This window comes from Cronbergia sp. UHCC 0137 (assembly GCF_034932285.1).
In the GTDB taxonomy this organism is placed as follows: Bacteria; Cyanobacteriota; Cyanobacteriia; order Cyanobacteriales; family Nostocaceae; genus Cronbergia.
This window is the reverse complement of record NZ_JAYGHC010000037.1, coordinates 1-13,235: the sequence shown is the minus strand read 5'-3', so window position 1 is coordinate 13,235 and position 13,235 is coordinate 1. Positions and strand designations below refer to the sequence as shown.

Sequence of the window (13,235 nt, the reverse complement as noted above, 5' to 3'; positions counted from 1 at the left end):
ATTACAAATTAGAATTAAGCAGCTAACACGCAATTCTTGTAGGGTGGGCATTGCCCACCACAATATTCTACACCTTAAACTTGTCAGTGATGCGCTTCATAGATACTTCCACATTTTCCCGACTATTAAAAGTAGAAATAAAGTGCAGGGACGGAGAAAAGTCGCCCCTTTTTACTCAAAACGCAAGTTTTATTGCGGACTAACTTTATCAATTACCTTAATTTTGCCATTATCTTCCACAGTCCAGACATCGTAAGTACCAATCACGTCACCATTGGCATCAACATCTACATCCCCACTAGCGCCTTGATAATTAATTTTCTTGCCTTCTTTGAGTAGTTTCAGTCCTTCACAGACATCACTAACTTCTGTCCCAGTTCCGGCAGATACTTCGCGGATGTTACTAGCAATGCCAACTCCTGTATTTTCTTTAGCTGACTGGGCGGCTAACACTAATAAAGCGGCTGCGTCCCATGCTTGAGGGGCATATTCTCCTGGAACACCGCCTTTTTTCTCTTTCCACAGTTTATTCAATGCTTCTAAACCTTTGCCACTAGAACCGGGAACTGTGCCAATAGCCCCAGACAAAATATATTTACCATCACTACTTTTACCCACCTGTTCAGGGAAAGTGTCTGACTTCACCCCGTCAGTAAGCATAATTTTTACTCCTTTGGTTACACCTTGCTGGTAAGCGGCTTTGAGGAATAAACTGCCGGTTTCGGCATACATCACGGCTAGAACGGCATCAGGTTTACCAGCAAATGTTGCAGTGGCTTCTGTATCAAATGTTTGGGCTTTGGGGTCGTAGCGCACGGGTTTATCTTTATTAATTACAGTCCCACCCAATTCTTCAAAGGTTTTGACAAATGCTTTTTCAAAACCCACACCGTAGTCGTTGTTAATTACGACTGTAGAAACTCTTTTAAAGCCTTTTTTCTTGGCTAGTTGGGCTAATGCTAGGGCTTGGTAGGTATCGGGGGGAGCAGTTCGCGCCCAAAAGCTCTTAAAGTCTCCTTTTTGGGCTTTTTCGGTAAAAATTGGGCTGGTGCTACCGGGAGAAATGAGCATGACTTTGTTGGGGACAGCGACGGAAATGGCGGCGGTAGATACGCTGCTGGCAAAGGAACCAACTACACCGGCTACTTTATCTAGGGTGGCTAATTTGGTCATTCCTGCTGCACCGGCTTTAGGATCTGTTTGGTCGTCTACCTGTACTAGGGTGACTGGTTCTCCATTTACACCACCGCAAGCGTTGACTGTTTCTACCAGTAAGGGAACTGAACCAACCATTTGCTGACCAATTGAAGCTAAGTCTCCTGTTGTTGGTAATAAGCTACCAATTTTTAAACCTTTGGCGTTGGCTGTGGTTGAGTCTGCTACTGGGGAGGCTGTATTAGTGGCTGTGTTATTGGTTGTGGTAGTATTTTCGCAAGCAGCTAGGAAGAAGCCACTGGCTATGGTCGCTACACTTAGGGCTAGGGCAAAACTAATTTTCGACATTATGTTCCTTTCACTCCTCTGGATTTTAAGGAGCTTGAAAATCAAGAACCAAACTAATTTGTTAGTTTAGCGCGATTCAATTCAAGCTTCCAAAGGTTCAATAATAGCATCAGCCTTTGGAAGTAGAAATGGTTTTGATGAAGTAGATTTTTTCTATCATCTACCTAAAAAATGGAGAGGGAGGGATTCGAACCCTCGGACACAGTTAAGTGTCAACAGATTAGCAATCTATCGCTTTCGACCACTCAGCCACCTCTCCTTGGTCAATAGTTATTCTAGCAGATGTTTTTGGGATGGTCAATAGTTATTTTAGTTAATTTTCTGGGTCATTGGTCAGTTGTTGATTACCAACGACCAATGACCGATTTACAGGACTTGCGATCGCATCCAAGCGGTTGGTAAAGTGAGTAACTTTTGCCACTGAGGGACGTAAGCGCGTTGACTGAACACTTCATAATGATTGCGCTCAATCACATCTAAAATCTGACCATACAACATTGATGCCGTCCAAACTGGCCAACGGGCATCGGGCGCTAGGTAAGATACTCCTTTGTCTGCTGTGATATAGAATTGTCGCGCTCGCTCTATCTGAAAGCGCATTAAGGAGCGCCATCGATCATCTACTACGCCTTGAAAGAAGTCTTGTTCGGTGTAGTTAAATCGTGCCAAGTCTTCTAGGGGGATGTAGATTCGTCCTCGTTTTGCATCTTCGCCTACATCCCGGAGAATGTTGGTGAGTTGATTGGCAATTCCTAGAGCGATCGCTTCTTCTGTGGGAATATAAGGTTGTTTACCTTGATGCCAAGGGGCTGTGTAGATACTCTCATCTATCCCCATCACTGCCGTTGACATTAAGCCCACTGTGCCAGCGACACGGTAGCAGTAAAGGTATAAATCGTCAAATGTTTCATAACGACTACGATATAAGTCCATGCGCTGACCGGCGATCATATCCCGAAAGGGTTGTATGTCGATGGGAAAGCGTTGGAGAGTATCGGCTAAACCTACGTCGTAATTGTCTAAGGGGCATCCCGCAAAAATGGATTCCAGCTGCTGTTCCCATAGGTCTAGGGTTTCTGGCGTGGTTATAGCAGATCCAGGGCCATCTACTAATTCATCTGTACGGCGACACCAGGCATATATTGTCCAAATAGCTTGACGCTTTGCTGGACTCATTAACAAAGTACCCAGGTAAAAGGTCTTGGCGTACTTAGCTGTGAGTTCCCGACAAAGTTTGTATGACTCATTTACAGAAACCAGCGTTTTCATGCGCGGGGGGGAATCAGGCAGTTGCAGCATTCGTTGCGGGCGGTCGAGTTGGCGTTTGCAGGTAAGAAGAATTTGCTACTGGTTGAGCTTGAGTTATTACCTGCGCTGTCAGTTTACCAGAAAGTACGGCACCTTCCATACTGGCTAGGTAGCGTTGCATGGTGTAATCCCCTGTTAGATAAAAGTTACTAATGGGGGTTTTTTGAGAGGGGCGGTACTGTTGACGGCCGGGGGTAGCTTTGTAAACTGAACGGGGGGTTTTGACTACGTGATATTTTAGCAATTTTGTGGGATTTTCTCCCCCAAAGTCGTCGGGAAAGAGTTTTTCCAATTCGCTAATTGTTGCGGCCACAATTTCGTCGTCGGATTTGGAGATCCAATCCTGGGCTGGGGCTAGAACTAATTCCAACATGGATCTATCTGGGTTGGCGTATTCGCGGCAGGTGTTGCTCATATCAGCATAAACGCTGAGTAGGGGCGATCGCGAAAATAGTAGATGATCTATATCTGTTAGTTTGCGGTCAAACCACAGATGTAGGTTAATCACTGGTACGCCTTCTAACCCATCTAGTTTTTGGAAAAACTCGTGATCTTTCCAAGTTTTGGGCAATATGGTTTTTAATGGGTCAACTGGCATGGCGGATACATAGGCATCAGCCGTAAATATTTGATCTTCTGCGCCATTTAAGCCCCGCAGTAAGAATCCTTTTACTGTACCATCATCGTTCAGTAAAATTTCCTTTAATGGGGCATTAAGCCGCACTTCTCCACCCCGTTCGCTGATGTAGTCGATTAGTGGTTGACATAATCGTTCTGTGGGAGAACCATCTAAAAAGGCCATTTTTGAGCCGTTTTTTTCTTGGAGGAAGCGATTAAGGGCGGTTAGAAGTACGGTGGCAGAAATTTCTTCTGGGTTAATAAAGTTCAAGGCTTTGGACATGGCAATGAATACTTCTTTTTCCACTCGTGGGGGAATGTTTTGTTTTTGTAACCATTCTCGCCATGAGTATTGATCCATTTCTTCAACGTACTTTTGTCCTTTGAGGATGGCTGGTAGTAACCCGATCCCAAAGCTAATTTTTTCTGGCCATGTCAGCATATCGTTGTTTCTGAGAATTGCCACGATACCATTTATGGGGGCTGGCAAATCAGGGAAGTCAAAACGGCTGTATGTACCTGGGGCTTCGGGTTGATTGAAGATCATTGTGTGTTCTTTCCACTGCAAGCGATCTTCGATGTCGAGTTCTTTAAATAACTGCAACATATTGGGGTATGCCCCAAAAAAGATGTGCAGACCTGTTTCGTACCAGTCTCCATCGGAGTCTTTCCACGCAGCCACTTTGCCACCCACTACATCCCGGCGTTCCAAGACTATGGGTGTGTGACCTGCGTCTGTGAGATATTTCGCGCAGGAAAGTCCTGCTAGGCCAGCGCCCGCGATCCCTACTCGCATTTAAACCTACTGCTTTTCAATATTTCTTATTGTTTTCTCGTTCTCATTATACGTTGCATTCTGTTACATTCGACCACCCTGCGCGATCGCTTCTCTAAAAAAACTGTTGTACACAGGATTCATTCTCTACTATCCTGACAGCATTTCTGCTTAATCATAAGAAAATTAAATGATAATTTCCTGGGATTTTCGCCAAAAATTGAGCCATTGATAAAAAAAACAAATATTAATCCTGATCCTGATAGCTGGAATATGTGTACCACCCCTGATGGGTAACACCATCTATAGAACAGGCAAAAAGGTTATTTCATCAGCGTCTTGAATTATCTAAGCTGCATTTTTAATTTAGGAAATTAGCGATAAAAATAGTCAATAGTTACATTTGAAAGTTTTATTAAAGCATTTATTCAGAACACGATATGATGATCCCGGATAGTTAAATGGTAATTTACCTTTAGATATCACTGAGATTTTTCTCTCTTTAACAAAAAAATCAATTCTCTCTCAAACAATCCTTTTTTAGCAAAACAAGGGTAAACGCTTCTTGCAAAAAGTGTAGTTATACCCATAAGAAAAACTGAACATGACATTAATTTTACTTATTTGGATTACATCTTGGATTGGCGGCGTTTTATTGTTAAACGAAAACTTGCCAAAGAGTTTAACATTTGATGTAAATCCAACAGGAAACATAGCCAGTTTTAGTAATCTGGCCAACCATAACCCATTGTTGATCTCATCAAATAAACAAACAAAGGAGTGGAAAATAATATTACTACCAACAAATGCTTTCAACCTGGATTGGATGTTTATAGAATCATCCAGAAAATCACCAAATACTGAGCCAATAAAGGGTAAAAATGGCGAAAATCAGCTTTATGCACAAAAGCAAAATCCTTCATCTGTCGAGCCTCAATACCATTTAATGGCTAATTTTATGCCTATGATATTGAATCAATCAAATACCCAGATGGATGATTATCCAAATAAAATTTTCCAGTCCCTACAAAATCTATTTGGTTTGATTAATAACTCTGCTGAAAAAAGTGCAGATTCCGCTTCTACCTTAGTATTAGTTATTAAGCGTCACAGATACAACTACGAAGTCTGGGTGAATAATAAGTTAGTTGCCAATTTTCCTGATCGAATTACGGCGACATCTCTCCAAAAACAATTACAACAACTAATTAGTTCACCACATTTTGATCCTACTCAATTACGACCCAGTTTAGTTGATGGTACTCCAGCTTTAATGGATGGTAATCGTTTCCTATTTAGTATTGATCAACAAATTTCCAGTCAACTAAACCGTAGTGGCGAATTATTAGCAATAGAATGGACTAATAATTTGCGGGTTGCTTTACAAGTTCCACCCCTTGATATTATCCAGGCGAAAATGGAACTGTATGAATTGAAGCCAACGGAAAATAAAATTACTGGCACGGCTTCTTGGTATGGTGGTTATTTTCATGGTCGATTAACGGCAAATGGTGAACGATATAATCAAGATGACCTCACCGTTGCCCATCGTTCCCTACCTTTTAATACTTATTTACAGGTAACAAATTTGCAAAATGGTAAATCCGTAATTGTCAGGGTAAACGATCGCGGCCCCTATATTTCACCGAGAAGTTTAGATTTGTCACGGGAAGCGGCTCGTCGTCTCGATAGCCAAACGACAGGAGTTGTACCTTATGAAGCAGTGATTTTACAACCCAAGGTGCGTACAATGATCTTGACTAAAAGTTGAAAATAGTTGAGAAACAAGATCCTCGACTTCTCTAAGAGGGTGTTTGAAAAGTTATTCATGTATAAATAAACCCCTCTCCAAACCTCTCCCCGACGCGGGGAGAGGCTTTGAAACCCCCATTCCCTTGTAGGAAAGGGGGGTTAGGTTTCTAATATCTATTAGTTTGATATAATACTTTTCAAACGACCTCTAAGAAGTCGGGGATCTAATATCCTCTAGAGGTGAAACGATTATGGTCGAGTTGCAGCAATTATCGAAATTTGGAAATCACCTAATTTTTGGTGTTTCCGGGACAACTTTAAGCGATGATGATAAACAGGCACTGAATGAATTAAAGCCGATTGGGGTGATTTTTTTCGGGAAAAACTTTGTTGATGGCGTACCCTATGAGGTTTGGTTAGAAAGTTTTAAGCAGCTAACTGAGGAAATTCGCCAATATACTGAACGTGATTCGATGTTTATGACTTTGGATCATGAAGGAGGGAGAGTTGTACGCACCCCCTTACCAATTACCCGTTTTCCCTACGCTTATTTATTGGGGAACAGCGCCCGCAAAGTGGGAAAAGCTACAGCCTTAGAACTTAAATCATTGGGAATTAATCTATCTTGGTCCCCTGTTGCTGATATTTTTTCCCATCCCCAAAACCCGATTATTGGATCTCGCGCTTTTGGTACAACTCCCGAAACTGCTAGTGAAGGGGCGCGAGAATATTATCTAGGACTACGGGAAGGGGGGATTTTAGGATGTGCTAAACATTTTCCCGGCCATGGAGACACTAGCCAAGATTCTCATTTGGAATTACCAATACTTAATCTTAGTTTAGAAGACTTGCGAAAGCGGGAACTGATACCTTTTAAAATGTTGGTTGAGGAAGAAATACCGTTAATGATGACGGCGCATATTTTGTTTCCCCAAATAGATCCTCAAGTTCCAGCTACCTTATCTAAAATTATTTTAAGTGATATCTTGCGGAGAGAATTAGGTTTTGAGGGTGTCGTTGTTTCTGATGATTTGGATATGAAAGCTGTTTCGGAAATGTTTATGCAGGTTGGAACAGTGGGACGGGCTTTTGCTGCTGGTTGTGATTTATTTATAGTATCTCGCAATATTAATTCTGTTTCTATTGAAAGAACATATCGGATTGCTGAAGATTTTGTTAGTAGTTTGAGTAATGGTAGTTTGGATGAAGCTGTGGTGGAAGCTGCTAGGAAAAGGGTTGAGAAATTATTGGCGGTGACACCTCAATATCCAGTATATCCCCTTGACAAAGAGACTTTGGTGAAAAATGCAGAATTAGCGATCGCTTGTTGTTTTCAAAATTAACGATAAACCTCTCCCCGTGTTGGGAAGAGGTGAAAAGTTGGTGGAAAAGCCTAGATTTGTGGTCTAGTCGTCAAAGGCGACTTTTTGAGCTAGTAAAGCTTCTTGGTCAGTTATGCTACCAATCCCAGGAGGTGCAAGATAAGCAAGTCCCAAGGCTTTTAGATATCTGGATTTAGAGGACTTTTCTTCTTCATCGCGCTGGCTACCTTGTCTACTTTGTCCGCCATTAATGTTAGCAGCTTCTTCTAGGCTAAGTTCATTCAACAAAACCTTATCCGCAAGATTTAACATCTGTTTTTCTCCTGAAAATACATTGATTGATCTGTTAGGGATTTCCAATTAAACAAGTCTCCAATCATTAACTAAACTCTAATTAAAATTGTGTTAATACGAGCAGAATCCCGTCCACTCCTACTGGATAATTGTTTGGAAATCCCTTAAATGTAGACTCTCTTGGTGAAATTAGTGACATACCATTTCTATATAAAGCCGCCTTTTGATATTCCCCTGATTCACCTTTTTTAATCCTGTTAATCAAGGTTAGAAAAATCAGAATCATGGCAACATTACACAGAATTGATATTAGTTGAAACACAATAAATGTGATTTCAACTGTTCACATATTTGAATATTAAAGTCAATATAGTATTTTTACCTCCGAAAATTTAAACGCATTTTAGGTACTAATTTATGTTTGGCTAATTTATTTTTTTCCTTCGAGTTATTGATAATCAAGTCATGATGTTTTGACATAACTAACGAAAAACTAGAGTTTTGGGAAACTCAATGGGATCAATTTTCTCAATAAGCTAGTGAATCAGAAATTGGCTAACAAGAAATTCCTCAAAGCATTGTATGATAATGGTTTCAGAGATTGTCTTCAAGGAAAATATTTTTATGTTTCGGTAATATTCGTAAATTGCTTGTTAATGAATTTACAATTAATTTTTGATGAGCGATAGATTTTGTGAAAATTCCTTGATTTTTTCACCAATCTCTTACTTTTTGCATAAGACTTTTAGATATGGAGTTGAACTAATTATTTATGTTAATTATTGCTGGAGAACGGAGTGGGGTGGGGAAAACTACGGTGACGCTGACACTTTTAGCGTCCTTGTGTCGTGGTGGTGCGACGGTACAATCTTTTAAGGTTGGTCCAGATTACATTGATCCGATGTTTCATCAATATGTAACTGGTCGTCCTTGTCGGAATTTAGACCCTGTATTGACTTCCGAAGGTTATGTACAGGAGTGTTTTAGCCGTTATGCTCAAACTGGTGAGTACGCGCTAGTGGAAGGGGTGATGGGGTTGTTTGATGGGATTAAGGGGGTTGATTCTACGGATTTTGGTAGTACGGCGCATATTGCACGTTTATTAGACGTACCTGTGGCGTTGGTAATTGATTGTAGTCGGTTGTCTGGTTCGGTGGGAGCGATCGCTCACGGTTATTGTTCGTTTGATCCGAGAATTAAAATCGCTGGGTTAATATTGAATCGAGTGGGGAGCGATCGCCATCTCTCTCTCCTTCAAGATGCTTTAAAACCGTTACAATTACCGATTTTAGGTGTGTTACGACGACAAGATAATATTACAATGCGCGATCGCCATCTCGGTTTAGTTCCTACAGCAGAACTTCCTGAATTAGATGATTTAATTAATAATCTTGCAGATTTGGGTGATACTTGTTTTAATTGGGATTTGATAGCACCTTTATTAAAATCGAAATCTGTTCCCCAATCCCCAGTCCCCAGTTCCCAATTTCCGGTATCTTTGAGAATAGCGATCGCTCGTGATCAAGCTTTTAATTTCTACTACCAAGATAATTTAGATTTACTCCAACAACTAGGTGCAGAATTAGTTTTTTGGAGTCCGTTAGAAGATAGTCAATTACCAGAAAATATCCAGGGAATGTATTTTGGTGGTGGTTTTCCTGAAGTTTTTCCTCAGCAATTATCGGCAAATATTAGCGCCATTAATTCTGTTAAAACGGCTATTTTATCAGGAATACCGACAATTGCTGAATGTGGTGGATTGATGTATTTATGTGAGCAAATTACAGATTTTTCTGGTCAAAGTTGGTCAATGGTGGGGGTTTTACCAACTGTAGCTCAAATGGGAGGACGTTTAACTTTAGGTTATCGTCGGGGGGTGGCTTTACAAGATAGTTTATTGGTTGATGCAGGGACAAATATTTATGGACATGAATTTCATCGTTCTCAGTTAATTACAAATCCTCATCAGCCTTTATTTGAGACTTTTCGCTATGATTGTGACGAAAATATGGGTTTTGAGGGTTGGGGTTTGGCTAATGTTCATGCTTCTTATATTCATCAACATTGGGGGAAAAGTTTGGAAATTCCTCAAAGGTTTTTAGAACAATGTTTTTTTCACGCAGAGACGCAGAGACGCGGAGAGTTTGGGAGGCTATTTAGTAAGCTATTTAGTAAGGTCTAATTTTTGGTTTCATTGATGTTGATATTGTCGTTTAGTTTGCGAATTAGGCGGGATAATTCACGAATAATGTTGACTGCAATTTCTGGGGTTTCTTCTACTGCTTCATAAAGTTGTTCTTGGGTGAGTTCTAGACATTCGCAAGGTTCCATAGTTGTGGCTGATGCGGAACGGGGCTGTGTATCAAATACAGCCATTTCTCCGAAATATTTACCTTGCTCAACTTCTGCTAATTTGGTGTCGCCAATGTGTACTCTTACTTTACCAGAAACAACAATATAGAGCGATCGCCCTTCTTGTCCTTGTTTAAAAATGCTGTAATTAGCTGGATATGATAGTTCGTTCATCACTGAAGCCAGTCGGACAATAAAATCATCTCGCAATTCTTTAAAAATGGGTACTCGTCGCACAAATAATAAACGATCAACGCTAGTCAGCATAGCTAGAAGTTACAAATAACACGGTAAATCATACATCACTTTTGGTCTAAGAGGGTGATTAGATATATTAACTAAATTACTTTGTCACCATATTCAAAAAACGGATAAGGTAGCATTTTATCTCTGTGGGGGGAAGAAAAGTGAGAAAAAACATTGTAGAATTTGAAGAACCCCTGCTAGTGACGGGAAAATCAGATGGTTAGACAATTAACACAGCAATATCACGAACTTTCTACACAAAGAGTTACTGAAATATTCAAGGTTGATCCATCCCAGGGTTTAACGACTCCAGAAGTTAATCATAAACTTAAACAGTTTGGTAAAAATGAACTGGAGGCTAAACCAGGAAAACCTGCATGGTTGCGATTTTTAGCCCAATTTAATCAAGCACTACTTTACATTTTACTAATTGCTGGGTTAATTAAAGCTTTCCTGGGTTCATGGACAAATGCAGGTGTAATTTGGGGTGTAACGCTGATTAATGCTATTATTGGCTTTGTGCAAGAGTCAAAAGCAGAAGGGGCGATCGCTGCTTTAGCTAAGGCCGTGACCACAGAAGCAACGGTGATCCGCAATGGACAAAAATCCCGCATTCCCTCCGCAGACATAGTTCCCGGTGATATTGTTTTGTTATCTTCTGGTGATAAAGTCCCCGCAGATTTACGTTTACTAAATACACGCAATTTACAAATAGATGAATCAGCTTTAACTGGGGAATCTGTACCAGTGGAAAAAACCACCACAGAGGTAGATGCAGATACTCCCCTAGCTGAACGAGTTAATATGGCTTATGCCAGTAGTTTTGTTACCTTTGGACAAGGGACTGGAATAGCGATCGCTACAGCCAATTCTACAGAAATCGGGCAGATTTCCCAATCATTACAACAGCGTCCTAGCCTCAGCACGCCCCTAACCCGCAAATTTGACAAGTTTAGTCAAAAATTACTTTACATCATCTTAGGATTGGCTTCTGTTACCTTTGCAGTCGGTTTAGGACAGGGGCAATCTTGGGCAATCATGTTTGAATCGGCAGTGGCTTTGGCTGTGAGTGCAATTCCTGAAGGATTACCGGCAGTGGTGACGGTGACAATGGCTATTGGAGTAGATAGAATGGCACGTCATCACGCTATTATTCGCAAGTTACCAGCAGTAGAAACTTTGGGTGGTGCAACGGTTATTTGTTCAGATAAAACGGGAACTTTGACGAAAAACCAAATGACGGTACAAGCCATTTATGCGGGAGGAGAGTATTTCACGGTCACTGGTACAGGCTATAGTTCAGAAGGGGAAATTTTATTTGCAGAACAAGCTATAGATTTAGAAAGTGAAGATTTTCCAGTTCTCAAAGATTGTTTAATGGCTGGTTTGCTGTGTAACGATTCCCACTTGGAACCAAAAAATGGTAATTTGTCTGTAGTTGGTAATCCTACTGAAGGTGCTTTAATTGCAGTTGGTCATAAAGCTGGATTGCATCGATCGCAATTGAAACAGTTAATTGAGAGATTGGACACAATTCCCTTTGAATCGCAGTTTCAGTATATGGCTACTCTGCATCATAGCCAAGAGTCAGGGAAAAAGATATATCTCAAGGGTTCTGTAGAAGCCATAACTAACCGTTGTCAGCAGCAAATGGATCGGGAGGGAAAACTCATTCCTGTCAACCGTGAATTAATTATACAACAGGTAGAGGCAATGGCAGAAAAGGGGTTGAGAGTGCTGGCCTTTGCTGAAAAAACGGTGGAAGACGATAAAAACTCCTTAGAACATGAAGATATTGACAGTGATTTGATTTTTTTAGGCTTACAGGGGATGATTGATCCACCAAGACCAGAAGCGATCGCTGCCGTAAATGCTTGTAAATCGGCAGGAATCCAGGTTAAAATGATTACAGGAGATCATATTACCACAGCGAGAGCGATCGCCCAAAGTATGGGTATAACCAAGGATAGCCAATTACAGGCTTACGAGGGTAAACAACTCGCGAAGATGAACGACGAAGAATTAAAACAGGTCGTAGAAGATAGTGTAGTATTTGCTAGAGTTGCCCCTGATCAAAAATTACGACTAGTAAAAGCATTACAATCAAGAGGTGAGATTGTCGCCATGACAGGGGATGGTGTGAATGATGCACCGGCACTCAGACAAGCGGATATTGGTGTAGCAATGGGTGGTACAGGTACAGATGTGGCCAGAGAAGCGGCTGATATGTTGCTGACCGATGACAACTTTGCATCTATTGAAGCCGCAGTAGAAGAAGGAAGGACAGTATATCAGAACTTACAGAAAGCGATCGCCTTCATTTTACCTGTAAACGGAGGCGAATCTATGACCATTTTAATTAGTGCTTTATTTGCGAGAGATTTACCGATTTTGTCCCTCCAAGTGTTGTGGTTGAATATGGTTAACTCTGTCACCATGACTGTACCTCTAGCTTTTGAACCCAAATCAGAACGGGTAATGCAGCTTCCACCGCGCAATCCCCAGCAAAGTTTATTATCAAAGACACTTTTACAGAGAATTTTAGCAGTTTCCATTTTCAACTGGATTTTAATTTTTGGGATGTTTGAATGGGTGCGTCAAACTACCGGAGAAATTAATTTAGCTAGAACAATGGCTATTCAAGCGTTAGTTATAGGTAGAATAGTTTATTTATTAAGTATCAGTCAATTAGGGGGAGCAATTTTTAGGAAACTCAAAGGACAAGCAGGTAAAATTAATGATGCACCAGCGATCGCAATTGGTATACTCTGCACAGTGATATTACAAATCATCTTTAGTCAATGGAGTGTGATGAATAAATTATTTGCCACAGCACCCCTAGATCTCACCCAATGGCTAATTTGTTTAGTTCCCGCAATCCCCGCAATTCCCCTTTCTCTGTTCGTCAATCGAATAGATCCGGCTGAATAAAGGAGTGAGGAGGAATACTAGGAGAAATTCTCAAAACCAAAAACACAATGAATGAAGTAACAGCCAATTATGATGAATCGTGGAAAGAAGCCTTAGATGAATATTTTGAAGGTTTCTTATCCTTTTTCTTTCCC

General features: G+C 40.8%; 9 protein-coding genes and 1 tRNA gene. 4 read left to right on the top strand and 6 right to left on the bottom strand.

What is annotated here, in order from left to right; all coding sequences use genetic code 11:
• Positions 1-189: 189 nt before the first annotated feature.
• From VB711_RS18190 to pds, 4 genes are all read right to left on the bottom strand, one after another.
• Positions 190-1,503, bottom strand: a complete 1,314-nt coding sequence (locus VB711_RS18190) for an ABC transporter substrate-binding protein (RefSeq protein ID WP_323287622.1) — start codon at positions 1,501-1,503, stop codon at positions 190-192.
• Between the two features lie 172 nt (positions 1,504-1,675).
• Positions 1,676-1,762, bottom strand: a tRNA-Ser gene (locus tag VB711_RS18185).
• Between the two features lie 107 nt (positions 1,763-1,869).
• Positions 1,870-2,802: a 15-cis-phytoene synthase CrtB gene (gene crtB / locus VB711_RS18180; RefSeq protein ID WP_323287621.1), complete on the bottom strand. Its 933-nt coding sequence runs from the start codon at positions 2,800-2,802 to the stop codon at positions 1,870-1,872.
• On the bottom strand, positions 2,786-4,225 hold the full coding sequence (gene pds, locus VB711_RS18175) for a 15-cis-phytoene desaturase (RefSeq protein WP_323287620.1): 1,440 nt from the start codon (positions 4,223-4,225) through the stop codon (positions 2,786-2,788). The genes crtB and pds overlap by 17 nt, the downstream gene beginning before the upstream one ends.
• Before the next feature lie 583 nt (positions 4,226-4,808).
• Between pds and VB711_RS18170 the strand changes: the two genes are divergently transcribed.
• Complete coding sequence (locus VB711_RS18170; RefSeq protein WP_323287619.1) at positions 4,809-5,975, top strand: septal ring lytic transglycosylase RlpA family protein; 1,167 nt, start codon at positions 4,809-4,811, stop codon at positions 5,973-5,975.
• Positions 5,976-6,207: 232 nt separating this feature from the next.
• Entirely contained in the window at positions 6,208-7,299 is a 1,092-nt protein-coding gene (gene nagZ, locus VB711_RS18165; RefSeq protein WP_323287618.1) for a beta-N-acetylhexosaminidase, read from the top strand.
• A gap of 63 nt (positions 7,300-7,362) precedes the next feature.
• Here the strand turns inward: nagZ and VB711_RS18160 are convergent, their stop codons facing one another.
• On the bottom strand, positions 7,363-7,590 hold the full coding sequence (locus VB711_RS18160; protein ID WP_323287617.1) for a hypothetical protein: 228 nt from the start codon (positions 7,588-7,590) through the stop codon (positions 7,363-7,365).
• A 754-nt stretch (positions 7,591-8,344) separates the two neighbouring features.
• Here VB711_RS18160 and VB711_RS18155 point away from each other — a divergent pair.
• Positions 8,345-9,754: a cobyrinate a,c-diamide synthase gene (locus VB711_RS18155; protein ID WP_323287616.1), complete on the top strand. Its 1,410-nt coding sequence runs from the start codon at positions 8,345-8,347 to the stop codon at positions 9,752-9,754.
• Here the strand turns inward: VB711_RS18155 and VB711_RS18150 are convergent.
• On the bottom strand, positions 9,751-10,191 hold the full coding sequence (locus VB711_RS18150) for a cyclic nucleotide-binding domain-containing protein (protein ID WP_323287615.1): 441 nt from the start codon (positions 10,189-10,191) through the stop codon (positions 9,751-9,753). The genes VB711_RS18155 and VB711_RS18150 overlap by 4 nt on opposite strands.
• Before the next feature lie 195 nt (positions 10,192-10,386).
• Here VB711_RS18150 and VB711_RS18145 point away from each other — a divergent pair, with 195 nt between their 5' ends.
• A complete protein-coding gene (locus VB711_RS18145) occupies positions 10,387-13,101 on the top strand; it encodes a cation-transporting P-type ATPase (RefSeq protein ID WP_323287614.1) in 2,715 nt (904 codons plus the stop codon).
• Positions 13,102-13,235 lie beyond the last annotated feature (134 nt).

Bases quoted from the DNA above. Each gene is read 5' to 3' on its own strand.
- VB711_RS18155 (WP_323287616.1), top strand. From the start codon at position 8,345: ATGTTAATTATTGCTGGAGAACGGAGTGGGGTGGGGAAAACTACGGTG.
- VB711_RS18190 (WP_323287622.1), bottom strand. From the start codon at position 1,503: ATGTCGAAAATTAGTTTTGCCCTAGCCCTAAGTGTAGCGACCATAGCC.
- pds (WP_323287620.1), bottom strand. From the start codon at position 4,225: ATGCGAGTAGGGATCGCGGGCGCTGGCCTAGCAGGACTTTCCTGCGCG.
- crtB (WP_323287621.1), bottom strand. From the start codon at position 2,802: ATGCTGCAACTGCCTGATTCCCCCCCGCGCATGAAAACGCTGGTTTCT.
- VB711_RS18160 (WP_323287617.1), bottom strand. From the start codon at position 7,590: ATGTTAAATCTTGCGGATAAGGTTTTGTTGAATGAACTTAGCCTAGAA.
- VB711_RS18170 (WP_323287619.1), top strand. From the start codon at position 4,809: ATGACATTAATTTTACTTATTTGGATTACATCTTGGATTGGCGGCGTT.
- nagZ (WP_323287618.1), top strand. From the start codon at position 6,208: ATGGTCGAGTTGCAGCAATTATCGAAATTTGGAAATCACCTAATTTTT.
- VB711_RS18145 (WP_323287614.1), top strand. From the start codon at position 10,387: ATGGTTAGACAATTAACACAGCAATATCACGAACTTTCTACACAAAGA.
- VB711_RS18150 (WP_323287615.1), bottom strand. From the start codon at position 10,191: ATGCTGACTAGCGTTGATCGTTTATTATTTGTGCGACGAGTACCCATT.